The sequence below is a fragment of the Arthrobacter sp. MP_M4 genome (assembly GCF_035984855.1).
GTDB lineage: Bacteria > Actinomycetota > Actinomycetes > Actinomycetales > Micrococcaceae > Arthrobacter.
Window position 1 is genome coordinate 1 of sequence record NZ_JAXCHX010000005.1, and the last position, 26,648, is coordinate 26,648.

Annotated in this window: 18 protein-coding genes; 6 read left to right on the forward strand and 12 right to left on the reverse strand. The window is 61.7% G+C overall.

The features are described 5' to 3' along the window. Nucleotides 1–1,902: fibronectin type III domain-containing protein (locus RCH15_RS06280; protein ID WP_326959154.1), on the forward strand; the 1,902-nt coding region annotated here is incomplete at its 5' end. Nucleotides 1,903–2,535: 633 nt separating this feature from the next. Here the strand turns inward: RCH15_RS06280 and RCH15_RS06285 are convergent. The 9 genes from RCH15_RS06285 to RCH15_RS06325 all read right to left on the reverse strand — a co-directional run bounded on the left by RCH15_RS06285 (nucleotide 2,536) and on the right by RCH15_RS06325 (nucleotide 17,864). Then, nucleotides 2,536–2,754: a hypothetical protein gene (locus tag RCH15_RS06285; protein ID WP_326959156.1), complete on the reverse strand. Its 219-nt coding sequence runs from the start codon at nucleotides 2,752–2,754 to the stop codon at nucleotides 2,536–2,538. Between the two features lie 204 nt (nucleotides 2,755–2,958). Next, complete coding sequence (locus tag RCH15_RS06290; protein ID WP_326959158.1) at nucleotides 2,959–3,879, reverse strand: GT-D fold domain-containing glycosyltransferase; 921 nt, start codon at nucleotides 3,877–3,879, stop codon at nucleotides 2,959–2,961. Nucleotides 3,880–3,965: 86 nt separating this feature from the next. After that, entirely contained in the window at nucleotides 3,966–5,018 is a 1,053-nt protein-coding gene (locus tag RCH15_RS06295; protein WP_326959160.1) for an XcbB/CpsF family capsular polysaccharide biosynthesis protein, read from the reverse strand. 90 nt (nucleotides 5,019–5,108) lie between these two features. Further along, nucleotides 5,109–8,903 carry a CDP-glycerol glycerophosphotransferase family protein gene (locus RCH15_RS06300; RefSeq protein WP_326959161.1) on the reverse strand — a complete coding sequence of 1,265 codons (3,795 nt, stop codon included), beginning with the start codon at nucleotides 8,901–8,903 and terminating at the stop codon, nucleotides 5,109–5,111. Between the two features lie 93 nt (nucleotides 8,904–8,996). Next, a complete protein-coding gene (locus RCH15_RS06305) occupies nucleotides 8,997–12,755 on the reverse strand; it encodes a CDP-glycerol:glycerophosphate glycerophosphotransferase (protein WP_326959163.1) in 3,759 nt (1,252 codons plus the stop codon). A 164-nt stretch (nucleotides 12,756–12,919) separates the two neighbouring features. Then, a complete protein-coding gene (locus RCH15_RS06310) occupies nucleotides 12,920–14,716 on the reverse strand; it encodes a TIGR03767 family metallophosphoesterase (protein WP_326959165.1) in 1,797 nt (598 codons plus the stop codon). Between the two features lie 97 nt (nucleotides 14,717–14,813). After that, nucleotides 14,814–15,512, reverse strand: a complete 699-nt coding sequence (locus RCH15_RS06315) for a phosphocholine cytidylyltransferase family protein (protein ID WP_326959167.1) — start codon at nucleotides 15,510–15,512, stop codon at nucleotides 14,814–14,816. 215 nt (nucleotides 15,513–15,727) lie between these two features. After that, entirely contained in the window at nucleotides 15,728–16,861 is a 1,134-nt protein-coding gene (gene wecB / locus RCH15_RS06320; protein WP_326959170.1) for a non-hydrolyzing UDP-N-acetylglucosamine 2-epimerase, read from the reverse strand. Nucleotides 16,862–17,285: 424 nt separating this feature from the next. After that, on the reverse strand, nucleotides 17,286–17,864 hold the full coding sequence (locus RCH15_RS06325) for a YdcF family protein (RefSeq protein WP_326959172.1): 579 nt from the start codon (nucleotides 17,862–17,864) through the stop codon (nucleotides 17,286–17,288). A 206-nt stretch (nucleotides 17,865–18,070) separates the two neighbouring features. On the opposite strand from RCH15_RS06325, the gene RCH15_RS06330 reads away from it, so the two are divergent. The 4 genes from RCH15_RS06330 to rsmD are packed head-to-tail and all read left to right on the forward strand — an operon-like array spanning nucleotide 18,071 to nucleotide 23,118. Continuing rightward, nucleotides 18,071–19,081: a thiamine-phosphate kinase gene (locus RCH15_RS06330; protein ID WP_326959432.1), complete on the forward strand. Its 1,011-nt coding sequence runs from the start codon at nucleotides 18,071–18,073 to the stop codon at nucleotides 19,079–19,081. Between the two features lie 22 nt (nucleotides 19,082–19,103). Next, a complete protein-coding gene (locus RCH15_RS06335; protein ID WP_326959435.1) occupies nucleotides 19,104–20,210 on the forward strand; it encodes a DAK2 domain-containing protein in 1,107 nt (368 codons plus the stop codon). Then, nucleotides 20,200–22,455 (forward strand): ATP-dependent DNA helicase RecG, encoded by a 2,256-nt coding sequence (locus RCH15_RS06340; protein ID WP_326959174.1) that lies wholly within the window; start codon nucleotides 20,200–20,202, stop codon nucleotides 22,453–22,455. Before RCH15_RS06335 ends, RCH15_RS06340 begins: the two co-directional genes overlap by 11 nt. 30 nt (nucleotides 22,456–22,485) lie before the next feature. Continuing rightward, nucleotides 22,486–23,118 carry a 16S rRNA (guanine(966)-N(2))-methyltransferase RsmD gene (rsmD, locus tag RCH15_RS06345; RefSeq protein ID WP_326959175.1) on the forward strand — a complete coding sequence of 211 codons (633 nt, stop codon included), beginning with the start codon at nucleotides 22,486–22,488 and terminating at the stop codon, nucleotides 23,116–23,118. Here rsmD and RCH15_RS06350 read toward each other — a convergent pair. Genes RCH15_RS06350 through RCH15_RS06360 form a run of 3 tightly spaced genes read right to left on the reverse strand, consistent with a single transcriptional unit; the run spans nucleotide 23,115 to nucleotide 25,959 of the window. Continuing rightward, the gene (locus RCH15_RS06350) at nucleotides 23,115–23,897 is read right to left on the reverse strand and encodes a spermidine synthase (protein WP_326959177.1); all 783 of its coding nucleotides are present in this window, start codon (nucleotides 23,895–23,897) and stop codon (nucleotides 23,115–23,117) included. The two genes, rsmD and RCH15_RS06350, sit on opposite strands and share 4 nt — an antisense overlap. After that, nucleotides 23,897–25,105, reverse strand: coding sequence for an aminotransferase class I/II-fold pyridoxal phosphate-dependent enzyme (locus RCH15_RS06355; RefSeq protein WP_326959179.1), 1,209 nt, complete (start codon nucleotides 25,103–25,105; stop codon nucleotides 23,897–23,899). Before RCH15_RS06355 ends, RCH15_RS06350 begins: the two co-directional genes overlap by 1 nt. Next, nucleotides 25,102–25,959, reverse strand: coding sequence for an SDR family NAD(P)-dependent oxidoreductase (locus RCH15_RS06360; protein ID WP_326959182.1), 858 nt, complete (start codon nucleotides 25,957–25,959; stop codon nucleotides 25,102–25,104). Before RCH15_RS06360 ends, RCH15_RS06355 begins: the two co-directional genes overlap by 4 nt. Nucleotides 25,960–26,007: 48 nt before the next feature. On the opposite strand from RCH15_RS06360, the gene coaD reads away from it, so the two are divergent. Then, nucleotides 26,008–26,508, forward strand: coding sequence for a pantetheine-phosphate adenylyltransferase (coaD, locus tag RCH15_RS06365; protein ID WP_326959184.1), 501 nt, complete (start codon nucleotides 26,008–26,010; stop codon nucleotides 26,506–26,508). The last annotated feature ends 140 nt before the right edge of the window (nucleotides 26,509–26,648 follow it).

Genomic DNA, 26,648 nt, shown 5'->3' on the forward strand with positions numbered 1-26,648 from the left:
CGGGTCCGGGGGATCTCCGATGACGGGGTTTCGTTGACGGCCTATTCGGCGCCGATCTCGGTCACGACCGCGGCAGCTCCCGCCTTCGCGGTGCCGGCGGGGTTGAAGTCGACGGTTCAGACGGATACGTCGGTGACGTTGTCGTGGACGAAGTCGGCGAATGTGCCGCGGTATCGGGTGCAGGTGTACAGCAAGCCGGACATGAGTGATTCTGCGTTTTTCCGGTTCACGGATTCGGTGGCGGAGATCAAGAATCTGGTGAAGAGCACCACGTATCAGTTCCGGGTCCGGGGGATCTCCGATGACGGGGTTTCGTTGACGGCCTATTCGGCGCCGATCTCGGTCACGACCGCGGCAGCTCCCGCCTTCGCGGTGCCCGCCGGGCTGACCGCTATCGCCGTCGACCACAGTTCGGCCGGAGTGGCGTGGAATGCGGTGCCTTCAGCTCCCGGGTACCGGGTGCAGGTGTACAGCAAGCCGGACATGAGCGACTCAAAGTTCACCCGTTTCACCTCATCGTCCGGGACTGTCACGGGGCTGAAGCCAACGACCGCGTATTTCGCTCGCGTACGAGTCATCGGTGCTGCGGGCGAAAACCTAACATCATATTCACCGGCGGTAAGTTTCACGACACCGGTTGACCCATATCCGACACCTACAGGTTTCATCGCGAGTGCCACCTACCGCACCGTGAACCTAAGCTGGAACCCTGTTCCAAACGCGCCGGGTTATCGCCTTGCGGTGGCAACCAAGGCAGACATGTCGGACGCGACGTGGCACAGGTATGCCGGAACGACCCACGTTGAAAGGCGGGGGTTCAATCCCTCGACCACCTACTACTTCCAGGTCCGCGTAATTGACGGCGAGGGAGTGTCACTTAGCGACTACACACCGGTACTGTCCCAGAAGACATTGGTGGCGCCGCCGGCACCACCACCTTTGGTCAACCCCTTGTCCGTGGCCAGCTTCAACGTCACCTGCGCCAATTGCATCTCGGGGGACGAAGAGAACGTCAACGCCCTGCCCTGGGCCGACCGGCGTGGAGTCGTCGTCGACACCATCAAATCCAAAATGCCGGACGTTCTCGGCATTCAGGAAGCCTCGCAAGCGTGGCTCAATGAAGCAGGATATAGCGGAGGGCTCACCCAGTTCGAAGATTTGCAGCAGCGGCTGAAGGCCGCCGGCGCCCCGTACGAACTGACCAACACTCAGAGAAACAACTGCGTAAACTCAACGACGCCGACTGACTGTGTCTACCAGGACCAGGGCGCATCCCAGGGCACAAGAATCCTCTACAACTCCAGAACCATGGACGTAGTTCGGTCCGGCTCCAAAGCGCTTCCGGAAAGCATCGTGCCGGAGAACCGCCGCTACTTCGCTTGGGCTGTTGTGCGTCAAAAATCCACAGGGAAACTGTTCTTCTTCGGGGATACCCACTTGTCATCCAGCAAGGCGGAGGGGTTCTATGAGCTGCGTAAACAGCAGGCCGAGACCATAATTTCTGAGATCAAGCGCCAGAATACGGAAGACCTGCCGGTTATCTTCGCGGGCGATTTGAACTCCAACAAATGGTTGGAACCGTCAAACGCTCCCTACGACGTTATGACGGCGAATGGTCTGGTCGACCCCCTCGGTAACGACTACCGGCAGGAATTCCCCAGCATGGAGGCCACAGCCGAGTCCAGAATCAACGCCAACATCAATAGCTGGAATGGGTTGGAAACAATTCCGAGGGCGAACGCTAATCCCGCGGCCAACGGAACAAACATCGACTACATTCTCACGTCGAAGATGCGCGTCTCCAAGTGGGAGACGGTGGCGAAGCTGGATGCGGCAGGGAACTACACCGGCATCTTCCCTTCCGACCACAATATGATCGTGGCAACGGTGGGACTTCCCTGACAGAACACGAAAAGCAAGTGACGCGTCTCGCGCGTCCTATCAGAAGTGAGACCGGGCCAAGCGGGCCGTCCTTGGCAGGAAGCGCCGCTGTTCCGCGTAGCGGTCCATACGACGATCGAGAACGACGTGCGTCTGGGGAACCTGGCTCTCCGCTTGCGTGGACTGGCTTCCGCCGGTGCTGGTGAGGACGTCGATCTCGATCCACCACTAGCGGACCGTGCGGCAGAGCTTGTTGGTTCAAATAGTCCGGCTGCTTCGGCCAAGATTTTGAGTTCCTCTTTCGCCACGGCGGAATTGGTCAGAGCATCTGTGCGCAGCAGTGCTCTGAGTTGCTCCTTCACCTTTCAAACGGCTTGGAGTTCCCCGTCGGGTCGTCGGCGGCAAAGACTCTTCGGTCAATGGGGCGGGCCATCCACCACGACAGCGCGAACGCGGCGGCGGTCTCGGACACGGCAGGAACTGAAAATCGCATCAATGACGAGGTCCCGGATCTGGGACGTGAATCGGGTACGACGCGGGACTCGGGCGGTGGACTCGAAGGACGAGAGCCGCGGGCAGGCGGATTCCCGGCAGTGCCGGCGGTAGTTGGACCCAGAGGACCTTCGCGGCGCTGGGGGCGAGGATGTCCCGGATCTACTGGAAGCGTCGTTTCTTCCGCCTCCTCACGACGCCCCCACAGATCGGGCACCCCGAAGGCAGGTCGGTTTCCACAATGACCCGGCGCCAGCCATCAGCCGGTGCGGTGGCGGAAATGACCGCATAGTCAGGCAGGTTGATGATGCCGGTGGCAGGGTCGGCCGCCACAACGATAGGCTCGTCGTCCTGTTCCAGGTTGAATGCTGGGACGCTCATCCCCGCAGGGCCGCGGGCCACCGCAATATCTCCGACACGAGATCATGTCCTCAGAACCGTGAAGAGCAGGGTAAAGAGTTCTTTTGGATCTGAAAGAGCAGGATCGTTAGCGCCCGATCGGAGGAATCGGACCCAGTGGCCCAGCACGCGTGAGGCGTCGAGCCGAGCCTCCAGGCGTCTACACTCGACCCTGATTCTGTCGGATCAGAGACGAGTCGGAAGGCCCTCCGGGACCTTACCACCGGTGAACACATTGGCGTAGCTGGAGGCAAGGTGGCCTATGTCGATAGCCTGTCGTGAACCTCCCTCAGGGGAGGCCAAATGTCCGGCGAGGACGGTCCCCGTGGGACCAAGAGCAATGAGAAACAGGTCGACGTTTGAAATGCCTTCTAAGCTTTCCTTCAGCTGCCCAAGACTAGCGTAGGCATCCGTGGGTTCCGAATCTACTCTTGATACACTCGCTACGTTGTCAAAAAGCTGCGGAATCAATTCGAACCGAGATCCCTTGCCTGCCACAATGCAGACTCGTTTGCCGTCCCAAACCTTCCGCCAGGCGTCGACGGCTGTTTGGCCATGACGTTGAAAGAATGAGGGCCGCGTGATGTGGGTGTTAGCCCACTTCGCAGTCGACGCTTCTAAAAGAGGCTTCATTTTGTGCCAGTTTTCGGCCCAAATGCCCATCCAGAGACGAGTGGTATACACAGTCGGTAGCGCGAGCAGTAGATTTTCGGACATACTGTCGTGCGCGACCATTAGAGACCTTAGATCCTTGGCGAGGTCCTCGGAGGACTTCTGGAACATGAGATCGAATTCGGGCTGGAGCATCAACTTGATCTCGCCGTCGCCCCAACGTGCTATTGACTTGCCTTCGGCCAGTTGGTTCACAGATTCCATCATGGAAAGTTGCCGGTCCTGAATCGTCCGACGGACTTCGGTCAACACGTCCCTTAGTTCAATTCGTCCGAGAACCTCGAGCATCCGAGCCTGTTCCCAAGACTCTGACTGTAGCCTCGCTATGGTTCTTCCTTGTGTCTCTATACTTTGCGTCTGCTTTTCCAGCAAGTCAGCTATGGATCTGAGACCCCGCTCAAGCGAGGCTAATGCAGGAGTAGAGCTGTCTTCCATCTGGACGTTCCTTTTTACAGTTGAGAAGGGCGATTAGCCGGGTGGCAATACTAGGGGGCAAACAGCATAGGCGGATGACGCTCATGCTATACAATACGGCGCAAACCCGGCATTAACGGTAGGTCATAAAAAAACATGTTCATAAGCATGGCCGCCGTATTAAGCGATTTCGGGCTTACGTCCGGATGATCAAGAATCTCAGAATTGATGCAATTAAAGAACGCGGCACGGTGCTGAAGTTTCAGGGCAGCGATCTCCTGGATGGCAGCGTATTGCGGCGACCTCTCCGAGTATATAACTGCAGTCGTGGTACTGTCCGCGGCCGTGCGAGAATCACCTGCAACTGCTTGTGCGACCACGCGTTGGAAGACGTCCTGCTTCTTTTCGGGAAAGATATCCGCGGTCGTAAAATGTGAGTCTTGGTACTTCGAGACATAGTACTCATCGGAAATCACAGGATCAACAGCAATCGACTTAAAACCTCCGGTCAGTCCGTGGTACAAAGCCGCGGTGCCACCCTTCGAAGCGCCGTATAGAACAATATCCTTCAGAGAAACGCCGTGCTGGATAGCAACGTCACATATGAGGCGGCGAACCCGCGTCGCATTATCAGGGTTCCGTACAGTGTTAAGGTAGAAAGCGCCGACAACCCCGCCAATATCCGCGATTCGGAGTACTGCTGTGTTGGGAGGAACATGTCGCTGAGCAGATCGAAAGTTCTGTTCGAAGTACCGCATTATGCTGGGGTTATAAATACTAGTACTCATAGAAGAAAATACAACCAAAATACGAGTAAACTCTGAAGTGACTGTGGCGGGAGTAAATGAATAAATAAGGCCCTCTTCGTTTACAGAGAAATCGCCGTCCTTTACTCGATGCCACAGTTTCCCGATTGTATGGTCGCGAACAAAACGACTACCATCATCCGTTACCCGATAAAGATAGAATCCCTTGGAGGCTAGGCTGCTTAGGAGCGACTTTGCTGCAGGGTTTCTCCTCGAAATGTTGATAAGGCTCTCATCAGCCTTTGATTCTGATCCATGATCAACTTGAACGTAGCTTGCATCAGGTTCTAGGTCGGAAGTCCTTTCCATGAGAGAGCGGAGGTTGTCCCTCAAATCTAGGCGAATTTCCTTCATTTCTTCAGACTCCGTTTCGCAAGATTTAGATCGCATCTCATTAGATAACGTATAAATGTCAGGATCGTGGCTACCAACGAGAAGCCATATTCACTGGCCATCAAGTGCTATCAGTTCAAACTGCTTTATGGCATCAACCTGATAATCTTCATAGTTAAAAGAAGTTCTAGGCATCTTTCCGTTAAGAAACTGTAGCATTCCATCAACTAAGCCACGGACACTGTTTTCGACCAACAGTCCGTGTCCGTCTTCCAGGATGCTCCTTGGTCCGACGACATCAGTTGAAATGACAGGAACACCAAGAATGAGAGCCTCAAGAACCACAAGGCCCTGTCCCTCGTAATCTGAAGAAAATACAAAGCAGTCCGCTTTTCGCAGGGCCGGAAACGGGTTGAGGCGCAAGCCGGCCAAACAGATGTTTGACTCTAGAGCTAAGTCGACAATTAGTTTCTCCAACTCAGATCTGAGGGGCCCGTCGCCAAGAATTGTCAATGTACAAGACGGATTTAGCTTAACCACGTGGGCAAACGCATTGATGAGCTTGGCGTGGCCTTTCTCCGGAGACAAGCGTCCCATGGTGATGAAGTTTTTCGAACCAGCACTCATCCAGTCATGGAGATCGTCATCTAATACTTCAGCTGCTAGCTGGTGTGCTTCAACCGCATTAACGACATTGTTGCAATACGTGAACTTTGCAGCCGGTAGATGGAAGTCTGTCGACAACTGGCGGATGTTCTCCTCATGCACACTTTTAGTTACTGACACCAGTTTGTCGAACTTTGCATAAAGCCGGAACATCGACTCCAAGTAGCGGAACCGATGACGCCATTCGCGATGCATGTCGTTATGCAAATAGATCGACTTTCGGGCAGTGAGTGTTGTTGTGTTTGCAAATAATGCCGCCCAGTATCTTGCGTATCCCTCAAAGCAAACTACTGCATCGAACTTGGCATCACCATATAGTCGCCGAAATTCTCGTTGGAAAGCACGGTCGTAGATATCCCACAACTCCGGTGATGCGAGGTCACCCGTCGCGTTGAACTTGTCGATTACCCATCGTTCCTCTGCGGTAACAAGCTGCCCTCCGACGCGGCCGAGGACTTGGACATGGTCCGGGTTCTGAGAAAATTTTTCAAGTCGGCGTTCATCTGATGCCACTGTGGATGGCTCAACCGCCACAAACAAGCGGTTGTAACCTTTGTCAACGTTGCTCACGAGGTTGAGATAGGAAGTCGTTATGCCATTCGGAATGAAAGAGCCTTGGTAAAAAAGGACGTTACGCTTCGGTTGGCGAATTTCTGATATGACAGAGTCTTGCGCATCGAAAAAGAAAAACTCTATCGCTCGGTCTGTAGAGAATCCATCCTCAACTGAGCAGAACTGATCTATGCCTGCCCGGTACTTATCGTCGATCAGTGTGTCCTCGAGCGATTTCGAGACTCCCTGGAGCAGTTCCGCGGTATCGATGCACACTTGGCCCGGCAAAGACTCCAGTTCGAAATACATGCCGCGCTCGGAGGAATATTCCTCTAGATCGTAGGCAAAGTAGACGATCGGGCGGCCGGTTGCCATGAAATCGAAAAAGATGCTGGAGTAGTCAGTAACCAGCACATCCACTATCGCAAGAAGATCGTTGGTTGGAATGTCGTCCGGCACCATGAAATCACTAGAGACCTCGTCGCTAGAGGCGAGCGCATGGCCTCGGTACAGCGGTGCGCAGCCCAAAGTGGCGAGCTGGCGCATAACCCCCGCGATGTCGATGCCGTTATCTTCCAGTGCTCCAAGCGATCCGCGCCAGGTGGGTGCATACAACACGATTTTCTGATTTTCGCGGATGCCCAGTCGGCGGCGAAGTTCAGTCTTTTTTTGCTGGCTGGCTCCCACGGTGGCATCGATGCGGGGATAGCCGGTGACCGCCATTGCCCCGGCAAAGATACCCTCGACGTCATACTTCTCGATAAGACACTTCGCCGTAAATATATTGGGAGCAATCATGTGAGTGGAATGCAGAAAGTTTCTGGCAGCATTTCGGTGGTCCATAAAACCATTCTTAATATCTTTGCCCAATGTTTTAAGTGGCGTGCCGTGCCAAGTATTCAGATACTTCTGTCCCTCTCGTCGGACGAAGTAGGGCGGAAACGTGTTGTTGTTAATTAGGTGGGTAGCTGTGGTCAGATATCGAAGGTATAAATCGCTGTCGCGTGACGCAAAGATTACATTTTTCTTGTTTGCTAATTCGATGGGAATACGGGATTTATCGTTAAGTATCCAAACATGGGTCCAGGAGGTGAACCGCGGATCCTTTATGAGACTCCGAAAGATCTGCAGCGGATTGCATGAGACTGAGCCGCCGTGGCTTGCCTCATAGAGTATTGTTTGGGGAATCAACGGAAGTGTCTCTAGGTAGTCGGTGTAAATCATCGACTGATTGAGCTCTTTGTTCTTCCTGTAAGCGGCTGTATCGATGCCGTGTGCGCGCTTGAATAGTCGTGTTTCGGCATATGCCAGGCAGGCGGACTCAAAGTCTCCGGTTTTCTGCAGGGCACTGCCCAACCGAAAGTAGGCTTCGGGAGAGTGGACTTCCATCCGTTTCACTCCAGCATCGTAGGCTTCTGCAGCAAGTGCGTACATACCCCGGAGACTCAGTCGATCCCCCGCCAAAAAGCAGCGCTCAGCCGATTGTGACTTCACTGCTGCGCGGAGGCTGTCGGTAAGGAGTCGTGCCTCGTATGCGGATAGCGCGGTGTGGGTCTGTTTATCATCCGCCGCACCCAGCGATTTCATAGTTGAAGCGAACGCCAGACACGCGCGCTTGAACTCGTGTGCCTGAGTAAGGACATAACCCAACCGGTAGTACCAGTACGAGGGTGCGGTCTCATGAATGGTTGTCGCATATTCATAGGCGTGCGCAGAATCCTCCCACTCGGCGAGCCGCTCATAGGCAAAGCCCAGTCGGTAATGCCACAGGGGAACGGCAGGGTCCATTGCAACCGCCATTCGGAGGGACTCGATGGACTCGTGCCATTTGTAGGAGCGCATCAGTGCGTAACCAAGTTTGTACTGGAGCTCGGCCGACGTTGGGTTGAGGCGAATGGCTGACTTGAAAGCATCCGCGGCTGCTACCCAGCGACCCCGCTTCTGGAAGAACACACCAACACCAAAGGCGCGAGCATCCAGCACGAAGTCGGTTGCGATGGCCCGATCGTACGCGCGTTGGGCCTCGCCGTGCCGTCCGGTAAGTTCCCAGCACCAACCCGCGCGGAAGTGAAGATCCGCTTGATCAGGCTTCAGGTGTGCCGCGGCAGCATAATTTTCACCGGCTTCGACAAACCGATTCATCGAAAACTGGGCATCTGCCAGCCGGATAAGCCATGCAGAATCATCTCGGTGGAATTCCAGTCCATCGCTCAGTGCGTCAATAAGCTGCCACAAGGGGGCCTTACCAGCGGTCAGCTCTTCGACCCGCGCAAGATGGTGCTTTCCTCTAGAAACTTGGTCTTCGAGCCTTGCTGCTAGCACCCTTTCTGCCGATGCTGACGCTGAGCGAAGCCGCTCAATACGCCTGGCATGTCCAGGTTCCAAAGCAAGCGAGGACTGATAGGCCCGCACGGCTTCCTCAAAACTTGCTAACTTTTCGAAGACGTAGCCGAGCCGGTAGTGCCATGACGCCTTGTCCGGCTGAAGGGCTACGGCCGCCTGAAGGTGAGTCACTGCCTGTTCGTACTGGCTCAGATGGAAGTGCGCATGGCCGAGGCGATATTCAAGTTCGGCCTCGTTACCATCCGGGTTGACCATCAGGGCGGTGTAAACCTCAACGGCGGCGTTCCATTCCATTTTCTCCTCGAGGAGAAGGCCGTATTCGATCGTGTCTTGCGCGGGGCTCATGGTTTGTACTGCGTCCTAAAGTCGTGGTAGCCGGACAGACGAACTGTCCGGCGCCTAATCATGCTCGTCATTTATTGCCGCGTCAGCGGGGGACTATTGTTCCGTCTCCGAACCCAGGTGGCTGGCTCCGACGGCCAGGGGCACGCCCGGCACTTCAGGCCATAACGCGTCAAAGACACGGGTCGTGGCGCTCCCGTCGCAGTGTGGAGCGAACATCTCGACGAACGCCTCGTACTTAGGAGCATAGCGGCGGGACACTGAGCCGATGTTCTTTATGGACCGAACCACCTCATCCGTGGTGCTGTGGAGCGGTCCCGGGGCCTTTTCCTCAAGGTCGAAGTAGAAACCCCGGGTCGAGTCGCGGTACTGAGCGATGTCAGGCGTCAGGAACAGGATGGGCTTGCCAGTGACGCAGAAGTCAAACATGACGGACGAGTAGTCATTAACCAGGATGTCCGCGGCCGTGTAGAGATCGTTGACTTCGGGGTATTCGGTCACGTCGATGACGAACTTATTTGATGCTGTTTGTCGCTGGCTCGCGATGTTGTGGTGACCACGCAGGAGCAGCACGTAGTCTTCGCCCAGCGCCTGCTGCGCCGCTTCGAAATCGAGGTAGGTGACCATCTCGTACTGTTTAGAGGCGGTCCTGGCATCGTCGCGCCACGTTGGTGCATAAAGAATTGCGGTCTTGCCGTCGGGTATTCCGAGGCGCCGGCGGATGGCTGGCCGGTCTTGTTCCATCCGTTCTGCGGTAAGACTGTCGTTCCGCGGATATCCTTCCGCGACAACACGCCCATCAAAACCGAAACAGTTTGCGAGAACGTCAGCGGCATAGCTGTTTTGCGCCAGCAACGCATCCCAGTAGCCTGCCTCCCGCCACATCAGGTTCCAGTAGGACAGCGAAAAATTGGTGCGCGCGACGTCGTTGCCTAGCTTCTTGAGTGGAGTGCCGTGCCAAGTCTGAATGTAGACCTGCTCCGGCCGCTTCCGGAAGTAGAAGGGGAAGTTGTTGTTGTTGATCAGAATCCGGGACTCGGTCAGCAGTTGATACCAGAGCACAGAGCCAATGAGCACCGCTTTCGTTCCAACGGGTACAGGCACCGAGAAGTCGGCAACAGCCCAGTACATAGGCCACTGGGTCCCGCGACGCTGGAATTCCTCCAACAGGCGGCGCGGGCTGTCTGTGGCCCGGCGCCCGCCGAAGCACATGAAGAGCACCGCGTCCTTGAGCTCGGCGTCTCCGCCCGCAGTCGCTGGTGTCCGAAGCGTTTGTTGGTTGAATCTTCCCAGTTCGTCGGAGGTGAAGGGCGGCCGCAGGTGAACGGTTAGCGCGCCGGCCTTGGCGGAGCGGCTGACGCCGACCTCCAGCCGGTCCGCCTCAATACGGCGGGGCATTTGGGTTTGAAGTTCCGACGACGCCGGAAACCAGTACCCGAGGTGGTCGGCGACCCCCGGAGGGACGAAGCGCACGCTGTAGGCGCCGATCTCCGGCATCACTTCCTTGCCGCCCCAGGGATTTTGGGGCAACAGGAAATCAGCAGCGAAGGTGTTGCTACCGTCGTTGGTGCGGACCGTCAACACGACGTCCGTCGCGGGGATGACGGCCTTCCCGCTGGAGAGGACAAAGCGGGGAGCATGGATAACAGGCAGGTCTGCCGTACCTTCGACCCTTACATATCGTTTGTCGGCCGAGACTTCTACGGAGGAAGCGATTACACGGTTCTTTCGCTCCTCGACGGTGATGAACCCGTAACCCGTCAGGCCGAGCCTCAGGCTGCGGGTCTGATCGGAGTGTGCCTCCAAGTCCGCGGACCCTTCGGGCCACGCCACCGGCTGCGGGGTCTTAAAACCGCTGTCGAGGCGCAGCTGCCATCCATACTCAACTGTGGCGGAAGCGCCAGATCCCAGCGGGGGGACGTCGATGACGTAGACGGCAGTGTTTCCCTCCACGCTGAGGCACGTCGCAGTTTTCCGGATGCCGAATTTGGGGGACTCGATGGATACTTTGGCCGCCAGGGGCGCAGAACGGGACTCGACGGTCAGTTCCAGGGTTCGTCCCGTCAGCATAATTGAGGTGGCTACATATAGGGGAGTGACCGGAACAAATGTGAGACCGGTGGTTGCAGGCCGCATCTCAACGGCCATTCGGGCATCCGCCAGCAAGGGACCAACTGGCAGTTGGCCGGTGGACCCGTTCAGGTCGCGGCGACTCAACGGTGCGGAAAGTGTCCTGCCGCCGGCGCTCACGGTCAGGACAACGTGCCAGTTGGCCTGCGAGGCGTGCTCCGAAGCCAACATTACTGCAGGGTCAATGGTGGTGCGGAAACCAGCTTCGGCGTATGAAGTCCAATTGTCATTCGATTCCCAGTCAATGCTGCTGTCCGAGTAGCGCTGAACGGTCAGTTGAATGGCTTGCTGGGTGTCGGCGCTTACAAGCGACGCTTGGATCGAGAGTCCGCCTTCTATCGGGTCGACTGACGAAGCGTATGCGTGACCGCCAATCTCCAATAGGCCGTCCGGCCGCCAAGCGAAGTGCGTCATCTTGCTGACCAGCCGAAGGTCAACATCCCGGCAAGGCAAGAGTGCCGGATCGTAATCCGACAGTTCATCCAGGTACCTGGGGGTGGCCACTGGACCGGCGTCGGTGATCAAGGTGGGAAAGCTGGAGCCGTAGTCACTACGGTGGTTGCAGATGCGTACGACGTCCTCGCGCCTGTCCGCAAGGACCGCCGACAGGATAAGCCGATTGTGGATCCTAAGAAGATCCCAGTTCAACTCCTGGCCCTCGCAAAGGCCACTCACCACGGCATGCAAGCGGTCCCAATACGCTTGCTGGGTCCGGGGTACAACTTCGTAGAAGCGGAAGAGCCCATTGCCCAGTTCCTGCGAAAGCGCGCGCTGATAAACTGCCGGAGCTCCAACGCGTCGAAGCTCCTCTGCAAGGGATTGGAGTCGGTGAAGACGGTCCTCCAGGTATTGCAGGTTGCAGATCAGTTCTCGAGGCGCGGGCCGGACGGCGGCGTCCAATGAGGTGCTGACAACCTTCACGTCCAGAACGTCAAAGGACGGAGCACGCAAGTAAAGGGAGGGCACAGCTTGATATTGCCAGTGGTCACGGTCCTGGGGGATGTCAGCAGTCGCCGAGGTCCAGAAGGTGCGTGCGAACACCTTGTTGGCCAGGGCACCATCCTGCATAATTTCTGGAATCTCGGAAAGGTTTACCCCTGGCCGTGTGTCCGAATGGAGGTTGCGTTGCCAGTCAGCGACGGCGCTGGTCTTTCCTTTGGCTACACCCGTCATACCGACGGCGAACGAGGAATCCGTCTCGCGCAACGACGTGAGCATGGTGCCGAGGCAGTTTTTTTCGATAATGTCTCCGGCCGAAAGGAACATGAGATACGGCGCCTGCGATTGTGCGATGGCGCGTTCCCGGGCTTCCTCTGCACGGAACCCGGGGAGCATGACGTACCTCACCCGCCCGTCCCGCTCAGCGAACTCCTGCACCGCTTGCTGCCCCAGGCTGCCACCGGTTGTATCAACGACGATAATTTCCAGTGCCGACGGCTTCTGGCCCACCAGGCTGCGCAGGGTCCCCGCTGGATCGTCAGCGTGGTCTGTCAGGGACACGATGATAGCCAGCTGCGGCCGCTGCACCGCCGATCCCGGCACAGACGAGACTTGTCGCTGAGCTTTTGCCAGCGTCGCCGGGTGAGCCGCCTTCCGAATACGGGCCTTCTGCTCGGGGGGCAGCGCCCGCCACACGCGACGCAGATTCCGCTCAGCGGTGGCTTTCAGGGCAGCTAGTGCTTGGGTTTGCTTGGGACCTGGCATTCGTGGGTTCGCTTCTTTCATCTGTGGCCGGCCTGTGGCGGCTATTCGTTGATTCGTTACACGAGGAGAGCGGGCGGCAACTGCAGGACGTGCGTCGCCACTACGGCCATCTGCGGATCCGGTCTCCGAACCTGGTCTCAATAATCGCACGACCCGAGTCATGGGCCCGGTTTTGGGCTCTTTCCTCAATACGGTTTTCTCACTAACAGTTCAACATTTTGGTCCGCTCCAGTTCCCATCACCGCATCAAAGTTGAGCCCTGGGCGATTCATGGCGAGTTCTAGACTCAACGCCGCAAGGGACGCAGGGGTGTGCTCTCCTTCATATGCAACGCTCTCCGGCGTCGAATGGTCTACCAGTGTCGCGTTGAGTGAGAGGGTGCCGTTGCGGTTGTCCATGACTTCCACGATCCGCGATTGCTGCGGATAGTCAATCAATGACGCTGTAGTAATCTCCCAAAATCCACCGTATCCATACCGGGCTTTATGCGAGGCCACCCTGTGCCGGTGGGTGTGACCGTTCATCCATGCGATCACATTGGGAAAGCGTGCGATCAGGTCCAAAATGGCCGATCGGTTTAGCGACGGCGAGGACTCATCTGACGGGGAGGAGTCCTCGCCAAAGGCGGTCGCGGGATGGTGGCTGAATAGAACTACAAGTTTGTCCTCCGCGTCGGAGTGGACAAGGTGCCCCTTGGAGTCGTACGACCTTGCACTGAGGAGGGCGAGTTCCTTCTCAAGCCAGTCGGCTTGGGCGGCGTCCAGTACTGCCTCCGTGCCACCAGAGGGACTCGCGGTGTTGAGCATGATGCCCACGACATCTGCTGAAATGCTAAAAGAATAAAACGGCTTATCAAGGGAACTTTCTCCCCTTGTTGGAAGGAGTTTCCTCGACGCTCCATGAGACCACGCATCTATGAATTCCGTCGTGCTGAATGCTCGCCGGAGCGTCGATGCCGGAACTTTCCTGAAAGGCAAGGACTCAAGAAGGGCGTGGCGTTGGGCGGCGTCCGACCTTCTGACCTCAGTCCAGAATTCGCTTGCCTTGACTCCCGGAGGCAATTCCGTGGGTAGGCGGTCCCCAATGCGCACGAGATCCACAAACTGAGCCTTTGGGGATAGTGTTCCTCGGGCTGGCCGCCCTGCATCATCATGGTTACCAATGCCGACGTACCACTTGAAATCCGAGCCGGGGGCCGCTATGGGCTCGACGGCTGCGGCAAGGAAACCTTTCACGGTGGGATAGCCGTACAGGCGTTGCCAGTCATCCCTCCGGAGCGGAGAAGGGGCCGGCTCAGGATGCCAGATGCTCTTAAAGAGGGCAGGGGGAGCGGCACCCTCGTCTTGCACGCCCACGTATCTGCCCCCCGCGTGCGCATTCACAGACCCGCCCGCAAAGACGCCAACCGCAGCCGACAACTCGCTGAGGCAGTAGGAATTGGTGAGGTCGCCTGTTACTACCAGGCAGTCCAGAGGCCGCCCGCTCACGGGTCCACGCCCGACAGCATTGATCTGCCGGACCGATGCATCCAAAACATGAACCGTTAGGAGGTCGTGCGGCCGAAACTTGCCGGAGTTGGGGAATCCGTCTGAGAAATCCATGTACTGCCACAGGAAAGAGAGCCTTCCCGGATTGGCGGCATCCAGAACGTGACTATCGGTAATCTGACCAAACGCGGCCAGGCCGGTCCGCCAAGGAGACTCCCTGCGGAGGCAAAGGTCCTCACGGATCACTCGTTCGATAGCGGGGCCCTGGGCCAGCCGGCGGTAGGGCAGTCCAAGAACACGTTGCCGTCCGGCTACGACCGATGCGTCCGACGTCGTCCTAGGTGCATCCGGGCGATCCGGGGCGGCCTGAGTGCTCGCTTCCGTTCCGGAGCCCCTCGACGCATTCGATGCGAGAACCGCCAGACCCGCAGCCCCGGCCAGGGTCCACCGAATGGCGTCCCGTCGCGGTACTTGCTCCTTGCCCTGCTGTCGCACTTACTGGAATGAACCTTTGCTGTCGGGGTCGTATGGACCGGGGTGCCCGGCACTCGTCGCTGGCAGGAGTCGCCCGCTATCCGCGGCGATCCCTACGTCAGATGCTGGCGTTAGCCCGGACGAGGTCGTCGGGGAAGTCGACCTCAACGGCGTAGAACTCGCTGATGTCGACCGGCGTCCATTTGACATCGTCCTGCGTGATCGTCAGTTCGATGGCTTTCTCGAAGTAATCCTGTTCATCGACTTCGATCAAACGCTTGAGGAGCTTCTTTTTGTCCTTCGAGCTCACATAGTTGATGCCGACAGCTTCGCCGTGGGCAACGTCTGCAGGAACAACTTTAGAAAGCTCCAGGATCTTTCCGTCGGCGTCGGTTGTGTATTTGACTTCTTCATCTGAGACCGAGGAAATGTCTACGGTGACGAAGGACTCGTCACGCTGGATGTAGGGCTCGATCATCGTCAGGATGTCCGGGTCGAAGACGACGTCACCGTTCATCCACAGCACCCCGCCCTTAGCGGAGTTGCGGATTGCCTTCAGGAGACTCTTAGACGTGTTGGTCTGGTCGAAGTTTTCGTTATACACAAACGAGGCATTGGGGACGTGTTCCAAAATCATTTCCAGCTTGAAACCAACAGCAATGGTGAGCCGCAATTTCTTGCCGAATTTGGTCGTCAGATTCTGGACCTGCTGATGCATGATGGTCCTGCCATCGCTGAGTTCCGTCATGGGCTTCGGGTGCGGGCGCGCCAAGCGCGTTCCCATTCCGGCAGCAAGGATTACGGCCTGGATTTTCATGTGTGTTCCTCTTCGACGAGTGATCCATAGGTCGGGAGCGGCGAGCCATTGCATCACTCGAGCAGGCAGTTTCGGACCGTAGGCCGGCCGTAACGCGCTTCCCCCGCGCTCAATCCTAGCCGCAATCGTTCAGACGGCCCAAGAATGCCGGCAAACATGCGTTAACCTTGCGTTAATTCGACATCGTTTCCGCCCGCCGCTCGCAACCTTCTCCGCTAACCGCCCGTGAACTCAGCGCTCCGCGCTCCGACACCCAGCAGGGCTTCGATGGCAGCCACCGTCCGCGCGGCGGCCCGGCCGTCGCCGTAAGGATTCACCGCGTTGGCCATGAAGTCGTAGTGGTCCTGGTCGTGCAGCAGGCGTTCGACTTCCTGAAAGATTCTTCCTTCGTCAGTGCCGATCAGCGTCACCGTTCCAGCGTCGACCGCCTCAGGACGCTCGGTGTTGTCCCGCATCACCAGAACTGGTTTGCCCAGACTGGGCGCCTCTTCCTGCACTCCGCCTGAGTCGGTCAGGACGACGTGGGCCAGCGAGAGCATCCGGGTGAACTCCCCATAGGCCAGGGGCTCGACGACGATGATGTTCGGTCGGCCTTCAAGGGCAGGCAGCAGGGCGTCACGGACTACGGGATTCTTGTGCACCGGCAGGACGACCACCAGGTCAGGTTCGGCGTCGGCGATCCGGGCCAGGGCCCTTCCCACGCCCCGCATGGCATCGCCCTGGTTTTCACGGCGATGGGTCGTGACCAGCAGGATTTTCCCGCCGCTGGTTGCGAGCTCCTCCAGCTCCGTGTCGGCGAAACGGACCTTCTTGCCGACCGTACTCAGCAACGCATCGATGACGGTGTTGCCAGTGACGACGATGTTCTCAGGGCTAATTCCCTCGGCGAGGAGATTCGCCCGGCTGACACTGGTGGGGGCGAGGTGGAGGCTCGCAATCTGGCTGGTGATCTTGCGGTTGGCTTCCTCCGGAAATGGAGAATTGAGATCGCCGCTCCGGAGGCCCGCCTCGACATGGACGACGGGAATGCCATGGTAAAAAGCCGCGATAGCTGCCGCGGTAGATGTGGTCGTGTCGCCCTGGACGATAATGGCATCCGGCACGTTCTCGGCGAAGAGCTTTTCCAGCCCATCGATGGTCCTGGTCATGATGGCGGAGAGGGACTGGCCAGGCTGCAGGATGTCGAGGTCGTGGTCCGGAACAATGCCGAAAAGTTCGTTGACTTGGTCCAACATGGCCCGATGTTGGCCCGTTACGGTCACGACGCAGCGGAACAGCGGGGACTTTCGGAGCTCGTTGATGATGGGAGCCATCTTGATGGCTTCCGGCCTGGTTCCGAAGATCGGCATGATGTTATGCAAGTAAATTTCCCCAAAAACTTGAGCGGAAGTTTGGACGGCCTGCCTGGAAGGTTCAGCCAAGAAGTAGAAGGACTAGTACAAGTGCCGGCACGCTGACTGCAACGACAATTACCGATATGAGGGCGATGAGCCGCTTGCGCTTGTACGCCACTTGTTGTCCGTTCGCGCTAAAGCCTGATGCGCCCTCAGCGGAGACGGCACTGCCGTCAGAAGAAGGAACGGGCTCACCGTCCGGAACAAGCAGTGCGTCTGGAACCTCGTCGTGGAGGGCGCGGCGGCGCAGGTGACGGGGAGTGGCAGACAACGGGGGAGTCTGGTGGGCAGATTCGTCTTCCACTCCGGTCCTCCTCGCCTAGCTGCACGGTTGGTCGGCTGAAGAACTCAACCACATAACCTCTAATTCTTACATCCCCTAATGCATACTCGCGCATTCGGGCCGCAGCGACACGTCCATGAGGCCTCCGGTTTCGATCACGAACCGCCGCAGCCACTGTCCCAGGCTCAGCTCCGGGTGGGAGTTCACCATCTGCACTTCCGCGGTCGTGCATTGCTGCATCAGCCGCTGCGCCCGGGCCACGTGATAGCTGGAGGTCACCACGGTGATGGAGTTCCAACCGTTGGCCTTAGCGATTCTGCCGATGGCTCGCGCCTCGCCGCGGGTGTCGTACTCACCGGGCCGGAAGCACAGGAGCCGGGTGCTGGGGGAGGCGGAAGAGTTGCAGACGTCGTCGGCCACGGCGTTACCGGGGGTGTCCGTGTGGGACAGTACCAGAACGGGAACGCCGTAGTCGCGCTGCATTTCCTCCGCCACCGGCAGCCGCTCGTCTGCCGCGCCGCCGAGCATGATGACGGCGTCGGTCCGGTGCACGCTCAACGGGTCCACGTTAACAAAGACCTGGAAGGCGAGGACCAGCCAAACGAGTGCAGCCCCGGATATCCAGGCCATGAGCCGCTTGCCCCGGGCGTTCAGGGCGGGCAGCGGAAGGGGCATGCTTACGAGTCTTCCATGCGGCCGGTGCCACGGGGAAACCGTCCGAGGGAGCCTGACCTGGCCGCCCCTTCCCGCCCGTGGCCGCCGCTGTCACCCCCTGGCGGTAGCGTAGGGCTGTGCCTGAATCCGAGCCCCGCCCGCAGCCTGACGCCCCGCCTGACGCCCCGCCCGCCGAGCCACCCGCCGTCGTCCGGTCCACATCGCCCCTGACCGTCGCGGAGCTCTCCGAATCCCAGCTCCTGGGACGGATCTTTCCGCGCCTGCACTACGGCCAGGAGTACAACCCCTCCCTGCTGCTGGGTCCGGGGGACGACGCCGCCATCGTGGCCGCGCCGGACGGTCGGGTGGTGCTTAGTATCGACACCCAGGTGGTGGATCAGGACTTCCGGCTGGAATGGAGCAACGGCTACCGGACCACGGGGTACGACGTCGGCTGGAAAGCCGCCGCGCAGAACCTCAGCGACATCAACGCCATGGGAGCCCGCGCCACCTCCCTGGTGGTCAGCCTGACGATGCCCGGGGACACCCGGGTGGCCTGGGTGGAGGACTTCGCCGACGGACTCAGCGAAGGCATCCGGGAACTCGGCGCCCCTGACTGCGCCGTGGCCGGCGGCGACCTGGGCCGGGGCCGCGAGCTCTCGGTCAGCGTCGCGATTGTCGGAACACTCGACGGTGCGGCAGCGGTGCTGCGCTCCGGTGCCCGGCCGGGGGACACCCTGGCGCTCGCCGGCACCGTGGGGCGCGCCGCGGCAGGCCTGGCGCTGCTGGAATCGCCAGCCCCGGTGGCGGAGCTGAGCGCCGAGCAACGCGCCCTGCTGGACACCCAGTGCCGGCCCCGGCCCCCGCTCGTGGCAGGGCCGCTGGCCCGGGAAGCCGGCGCCACCGCGCTGATGGACATCTCCGACGGGCTGGTCCGCGACGCCACCCGGATGGCGGCCGCCAGCCACGCCGTCCTGGACCTGGACCCGGCGCCGCTGCAGGAGTTCGCGGGTCCGCTCCGTTCGGCCGCTGCTCTACTGGGCGCAGACCCGCTGGCCTGGGTGCTGGGCGGTGGGGAGGACCACGGACTGCTGGCCACATTCCCGCCGGGTGTTCAGCTGCCTTCCGGTTTCACTGCGATAGGCTCGGTGAAGGCCCCCGCCTCAACGGACGGCGCGGGCGTCACCATAGCGGGCAGGCCCGCTGACACTGTGGGATGGGATCACTTTGCAGACTAAGATTGCCGCCAACGCGCAAGCGATGAAGCGGTGGTTGGGCAAGGCAGAAACGACGCTTGGAAACCACAGCGACCGCCTGAACGCCATCAATATCTTCCCGGTGGCCGACGGCGACACCGGCACCAACCTCTACCTCACGGTCCGCGCCGCTGCCCAGGCGCTCCACGGCCTCAACACGGCAGCACTGCCGCCGGTCGGCGGGGATCCCACGGTTCATGCTTTTGGTTCGCCCAATCCGGCCCAGCACGACGTCGGCGCCACCCTGGCCCGCGCTGGCCTGGCCGCCATGGAGCAGGCCCGCGGCAACTCCGGCACCTTGTTTGCCGTGTTCCTGTGCGCCGCCGCCGAGCCCCTCGCCGGGCACTCCCGGCTGAGCGCGCCGCTGCTGGCCGCCGCCCTGAACCGGGCCCAGCTCCGCGCCTGGTCTGCACTGAGCGACCCGGTGCCCGGCACCATGCTTTCCGTGATGGAAGCCGCCGCCCGCGCGGCGGCCGCCGTGGACTCGGCGCATGACGGCGACGACAGCAACCAAACCCTGGGCCTGGCCCTCGACGCCGCCGTGGAAGCCGCGCTCGCGGCCGTGGTGCGCACCGAAGACCAGCTGGAAGCCCTGCACGCCGCCCACGTGGTGGACGCCGGCGGCGTCGGGATGCTGCTGATCCTTGACTGCCTCCGCTCCGCCGTCCTCGGCGAGGAACTCCAGGACCAGCTGCTGGACGGACTGCACGGCTACGACGTCCAGGACCCGCACATCCACGCGGGCATGCCGCGGGATGAGGGCGTGGAAGTCATGTGCACCATTTCGCTGTCACCGCTCGACGCCGCCATGATGCGCCAGCGGCTCGATGAGATGGGCGAGTCCGTCATCATGAGCCAGGTGGGCGGAGCAGCCGACGCCGCCGGGGCCTACCGGTGGCGGGTCCACGTCCATGTGCCGGACGCCAAGCCGGCCGTGGCCCTGATCCGCTCCCTCGGCCAACCCACAGACATCAGCGTCACCGAACTCGCCGTGCCGGACGCCGAACCCTCCAGCGCCGATCTGACCAGCGCCGAACTGACCAGCGCCGAACCCCGAAGCGCCGGGGATCGTGAGCCCGCAGGACAGGTCTCCGACGGACATGACCGCTGAACTCGTAGACCTCGGCAACGCCGAACTGGCACTGCCACTGGAGCGGCGGATCGGCAAACGGTCCGCGACCGTCATCGAAAAACACCTTGGCATCACCACGGTGGGCGGGCTGCTGAACCACTTTCCGCGGCGCTACCTGGACCGCGGTGAGCTCACCCCCATCAGCGAGGTGCCATTGGATGAGGACGTCACCCTCATCGCCCGGGTGCTCTCCAGCAGTACCCGGCCCATGCGCGCCCGCCGGGGTTCCCTGACCGACGTCGTCATTACCGACGACGCCGACACCGGATCCGGCCTGCCCGGCACGCTGAAGGTGAGTTTCTTCAACGGGTTCCGGGCCAAGGCCGAACTGCAGCCGGGCCGGCGCGCCATGTTCACCGGCAAGGTCACCCGCTACGGCGGCGTCCTGGGGCTGACCAACCCCGGCTTCCAGCTTTTGGACGAGGACCCGGACGTCCCCGGCAAGGATCCGGAACAGCTCGCCGCCATGCCTATCCCGGTCTATCCAGCCACCGCCAAGCTGAGCAGCTGGTCCATCCAAAAAGTCGTGTCCACCCTGCTGGAAACCGCGCACCTGGCCATTCTGCCCGACCCGCTGCCGGCGGACATCGCCGCCCGGGAGAAGTTCCTGCCGGTCGCCGATGCTTACCGGCTCATCCATGCCCCGGAAATCACGGGCGACTGGCAGCGCGCCCGCGACCGGTTCCGCTACCAGGAAGCCCTGGTGCTCCAGTCCGCCCTGGCCCGGCGGCGGGCCCAGCTCGCAGCGGAGGAGGCCACCGCCCGCCGGTCCGTCGCCGCGGGCCTGCTGACCGCCTTCGACGCGCAGCTGCCGTTCACGCTCACCGCCGGCCAGGCCGACGTCGGCAAGACCCTGGCCGCCGAACTCGCCCAGGACTCGCCCATGAACCGGCTGCTGCAGGGAGAGGTCGGCTCCGGCAAGACCATCGTGGCCCTGCGCGCCATGCTGCAGGTGGTGGACGCTGGGGGACAAGCCGCCCTGCTGGCCCCCACCGAGGTCCTCGCCGCGCAGCACTTCGAGTCGATCCGCCGCACCCTCGGCCCGCTCTCCCGCGACGGCCTCCTGGGCGGCTTCGGCTCCGAGGCCGTCCAGGTGACGCTGCTGACCGGTTCCATGCCCACCGCCGCCCGGAAACAAGCCATGCTCGACGCCGCCGCCGGAACCGCCGGGATTATCATCGGCACCCACGCCCTGCTCAGCGACAATGTGTCCTTCTATGACCTGGGCCTGATCGTGGTCGATGAACAGCACCGCTTCGGCGTGGAACAGCGCGATGTCCTCCGGTCCAAGGCCAACAAACCACCGCACCTGCTGGTCATGACCGCCACCCCCATCCCGCGGACCGTGGCGATGACCGTATTCGGCGACCTCGAAACCTCGGTCCTCGATGAACTGCCGGCCGGCCGGGCCCCGATCACCACCCACGTGGTGGGACTCGCCGAGCATCCGGCGTGGGCCCCGCGCATCTGGACCCGTTCCCGGGAAGAGATCGACGCCGGCCACCAGGTCTACATCGTCTGCCCCAAAATCGGCTCGGACGACGACGGCGACTTCAGTCCCGGCGAGGCCGAACCCACCGACGCCGACCTGGCGGAAACCGGAGCCCGCGAACTCGCGTCCGTGACCGGCGTCGTGGAACAGCTCCGGGACGAACCGGCCCTGGCGGGGGTTCCCGTGGCGCCGCTGCACGGACGCCAGGATCCCGCGCTGAAGACCGAGACCATGGCCTCCTTCACCGCCAACCAGACCAAACTCCTGGTCTCCACCACCGTGATCGAGGTGGGGGTGGATGTCCACAACGCCACGCTCATGGTGATCCTGGACGCGGACCGCTTCGGGATCTCCCAGCTCCACCAGCTCCGCGGCCGGGTGGGCCGCGGCGGGCTGCCGGGCACCTGCCTGCTCGTGACCACGCTGGAACCCGGCCACCCGAGCCGGCGTCGGCTTGACGCCGTCGCCGCCACCACCGACGGCTTCGAACTGTCCCAGGAGGACCTCAAGCTGCGCCGTGAAGGCGACATCCTGGGCGCCTCCCAGTCCGGCGGCCGCTCCACGCTGAAACTGCTCCGGGTCCTGGAGCACGGGGACCTGATCGCCCGCGCCCGGCAGGACGCGCAGGCGATCGTCGGCGGCGACCCCACCCTGGGCGCCCACCCCGCCCTCGCCGCAGCGATCGATGAATACCTCAATCCGGAAAAGGAGGCGTTCCTTGAACGCGGCTAAGAACTTCCATCTATCCCCGGCGGCACGACCGTGAGCCGCATCATCGCCGGCGCCGCCGGCGGAACCGCCCTGGTCAGTGTCCCCGGGTCACTGACCCGTCCCACCACGGACCGGGTCAAAGAAGCCCTGTTTTCCCGGCTGGATGCCTTCGAGGTGATTGCGGACGCCCGGGTGCTGGATCTCTACGCAGGCACCGGTTCCCTCGGCGTGGAGAGCGCCAGCCGCGGGGCGCAGGCCGTGGACCTGGTGGAATTCGATGGCAAAGCCAGCGAGGTCTGCCAGCGCAACGCGGACCTCGTCAACACCGTAGCGGGACGCAAAGTAGTCACCGTGCACCGGTCCAAGGTTGAATCCTTTCTTGAACGGACCCGCGAGGATGCCCGCTGGGACCTCGTGTTCCTCGATCCGCCCTACCCCCTGGATGAGCCGGCGCTGGCAGCAGTGCTCGCGAAGCTGCTGCCGCACCTGGCCGAAGGCGCCGTGGTGGTGGTGGAGCGCTCCTCCCGGACCCCCGAACCGTCCTGGCCCGCCGGGATGGAACGCTTCGCCGAACGGAAATACGGGGAAACCAGGCTCTGGTTCGCCGAACCCGGCGTGGAAGAAGAAGAAACCGAGGACCCGCCCGCGTCAGACCCGGAGCCGGAAACCGAGCGCGAGGTCTAGTACGAGAGGGCGTCCAGTTCGACGCCGGAAAGCACCCTCCCAGGATGCGGCCCGCGGGCGGCCAGCGCCGCGGTCCACACTTCGGGCCACGGACCCTGCGTGCCGGTCAGGATGATGTTGCCGGGATAGCGGCCGCTGAACATGCCCGCCTCGGCGAAAGCGGAGACGTCGGTCATGGCCCGGCGCAGCGCGGCCACCTGGCTGCGGACCAGCGTCAGGCCGGGCTCATCGCCCACATTGACCACCAGCACCCCGCGGGCGCTGAGCTTCGCGGCCGCCTCCAAATAGAACTCGGTGCACGCGAGGTGTTCCGGTGCCTCCGGCCCGGAGAAGATGTCCAGGATCACCACGTCGAAGCGCAGCTCCGGGGGAAGCCGGACCAGGGCCTCCCGGGCGTCGCCGACGAGCGTGTGCAGTCCGGTGCCTTCGGGGAGGGGGAGCTGTTGCAGCACGAAGTCCAACAGTTCGCGTTCCAGTTCCACGGCGTATTGCACGGACCCCGGCCGGGTGGCCTGGATATAACGTGCCAGCGTCAACGCCCCGGCACCCAGATGCAGGGCCGTGATCGGTTCACCCCAGGGCGCCGCGAGATCCACCACATGGCCGATCCGGCGCAGGTACTCGTAGAAGATGTCCGCAGGGTCCGCGAGGTTGACGTGCGACTGTTCCGCCCCGCCGATGCTGAGCACGAAGCCGCCCTCGGTGAAGGGGTCGGGCTCGATGGTGGCGTGCTGGCCGGTGGTGCGCAGGAAGCGGGAGGCCGCGGGCACGTCCGCCATCAGAGCCGGTCGCGGAGGGTCGCGAGCCGTTCGGCGGCTTCCTGCAGCACATCGATGCGCTTGCAGAACGCGAAGCGCAGCAGGCTCCGGGTCCGTTCGGCGCCTTCCGGGTGGCAGAAGACCGGCACCGGAATGGCCGCGACGCCCACCAGGGCAGGCAGCCGGCGGGCCAGGTCCACTGCGTCGGTGATGCCCAGCGGCGCGGTGTCCACGTTCACGAAGTACGTTCCCTGCGGCGTGAAGACATCCAGCCCGGCCGCCCGCAGGCCCTCGCTGAGGATGTCGCGCTTGAGCTGGAGGGTATCGGCGATGCCGGTGTAAAACTCATCCGGCAGGCCCAGCCCGGCGGCGATGGCGCTCTGGAACGGCGTGCCGGAGCTGTAGCTCAGGAACTGTTTGACGGTGCGGGCCGCCGAAACCAGATGCTCGGGGCCGCTGAGCCAGCCGATCTTCCAGCCGGTGAAAGAGAACGTCTTTCCGGCGGAGGAAATGGTCAGGGTGCGTTCCGCGGCGCCGGGCAGGGTGGCCACCGGAATGTGTTGTGGACCGAAGGTGAGGTGCTCGTACACCTCATCGGTGAGAATGACGGCGTCGTACCGGGTGGCGAGCTCCACGACGCGTTCGAGCACCTCGCGGGGGAACACCGCCCCGGTGGGGTTGTGCGGGTTGTTCACCAGCACCACCCTGGTGCGGCTGCTGAACGCCGCCTCGAGGGCGTCCAGGTCCGGCAGGAAATCGGGGGCCAGCAGCGGGGCGGTGACGTGCCGGGCACCGGAGAGGCCGATGATCGCCCCGTAGGAGTCGTAGAACGGCTCGAAGGTGAGGACCTCATCCCCGGGTCCCACCAGGGCCAGCAGCGCCGCGGCGATAGCCTCGGTGGCTCCGGTGGTGACGATGATCTCGGTCTGCGGGTCCGGGGTCAGGCCGTAGAAGCGCTCCTGGTGCAGCGAGATCGCCTCCCGCAGCTCCAGGATGCCCTTGCCGGGGGCGTACTGGTTGGCGCCGGCGGCGATGGCGGCCTGCGCGGCGGCCTTGATTTCCACCGGGCCGTCCTCGTCCGGGAAGCCCTGGCCGAGGTTGATGGCGCCGGTCTGCAGCGCCAGGGTGGTCATCTCCTCAAAGATCGTTACGCCGAGCGTGCCGTCGGGGGAGAGCAGGTTGGCGCCGGCCGCGGTCCGCTGCCAGGGGAACGGCAAAGGGGTGTTCACTGGGAGCCGGCCTTTCCGCCGCGGCCGGTGAACTTGTCCATGGTGGAGTAGATCCCGAAGACCTTTCCGCCCACGAAGTCCCACGCCCGCACGGGCAGGATTCCGCGCAGCACCTTGCCCAGCTGCGCGGTGGCGGGGGCGATCAGCTGCGGCTGGCCGGCCACGGTGGCCTGCCAGGCCCGGTTGACGGCGTCGTCCGGGGTCATCAGCGGGGTGAAGAGCGGGCCGCGGGCGCCGTCGAACATGCCGGTGGAAATGTAGCTGGGGCAGAACGTGGTCACCTTCAGATGGCCATGGCCCTGCTGTTCGAGTTCGAGCCGGAGCGAATCGCTCCAGCCGATCACCGCCCACTTGGACGCCGCGTACACGCTCATCCGGGGGTTGGAAACCGTACCGGCGGCGGAGGCGATGTTCAGGATCCGCCGCGGCCGCCCGGCGTCGTTCATCATGGCCGGCAGGAACGCGTGGGTGACGTACATGGGGGCGAGGGCGTTGATGTCCATGGTCAGGGCGACGTCCCGTTCCGGATCGTGATCCCAGAAAAGCGCGCCGCGGACGATTCCTGCGTTGTTAATCAGGAGCGTCAGCGGCCCTTCGTCCCGGCACGCCTCAGCGGCGTCGGAGATGGCCGTCCGGCTGGCCAGGTCCACCTGACGGACGACGGCGCGCGCGCCCAGGGCAGTCACCTCGCCGGCAGTCGTGGCGAGGCCGTCGGCGTCGACGTCCCACAGGATCACTGTGCTGGCACCTTCGCGGGCCGCGCGCAGGGCGTACAGGCGGCCCATGCCCATGGCGGCTCCCGTCACGAGAACCACGCCTCCGGACACGGTGAAAGGATTGCTCGATGCTGACATGCAGTCATGCTATCCCGGGCGGCGGCAGCCATACGGTAGGTTCGGAACATGAGACGCGCCGTATGCCCTGGCTCCTTTGACCCCATCCACAACGGCCACCTGGAAGTCATCGCCAGAGCCGCCGGCCTCTTCGACGAGGTCATCGTGGGTGTCTCCACCAACTACGCCAAGAAATACCGGTTCACCCTCGAGGAACGCATCGACATGGCCAAGGAAACCCTGGCCTCCCTACGCGGAATTGTGGTGGAGCCGGTGGGGGAGGGACTCCTCGCCGAGTACTGCCGGCGGCGCGGCGTGTCCGCCATTGTTAAGGGCCTGCGGTCCTCCTCCGACTTCGACTACGAACTGCCGATGGCCACCATGAACCGCCAGCTCACCGGCGTCGAGACAGTCTTCCTCCCGGCGGAGAGCCACTACCTGCACTTGTCCTCGACGCTGATCAAGGAAGTCTTCACCCTGGGCGGCAACGTCTCCGAGTTCGTGCCCCGCTCGGTGCTGAAACGGCTGCACGCGGGCGAGCCTGCCCGGGATCAGCCGCGCAGAGGGTAGGCTTGATCGGTACTCGGCGGCCTGCTGCCGTTTGCGCGGCCCGAATCCGGAGCGGCGTGCGGTGGAAACCGCCGCTATGCCCCGGTTTGAGTCCGCCCGGCAGATCAGGCTAAGATAGTACGTCGGTCATATGTTCAACA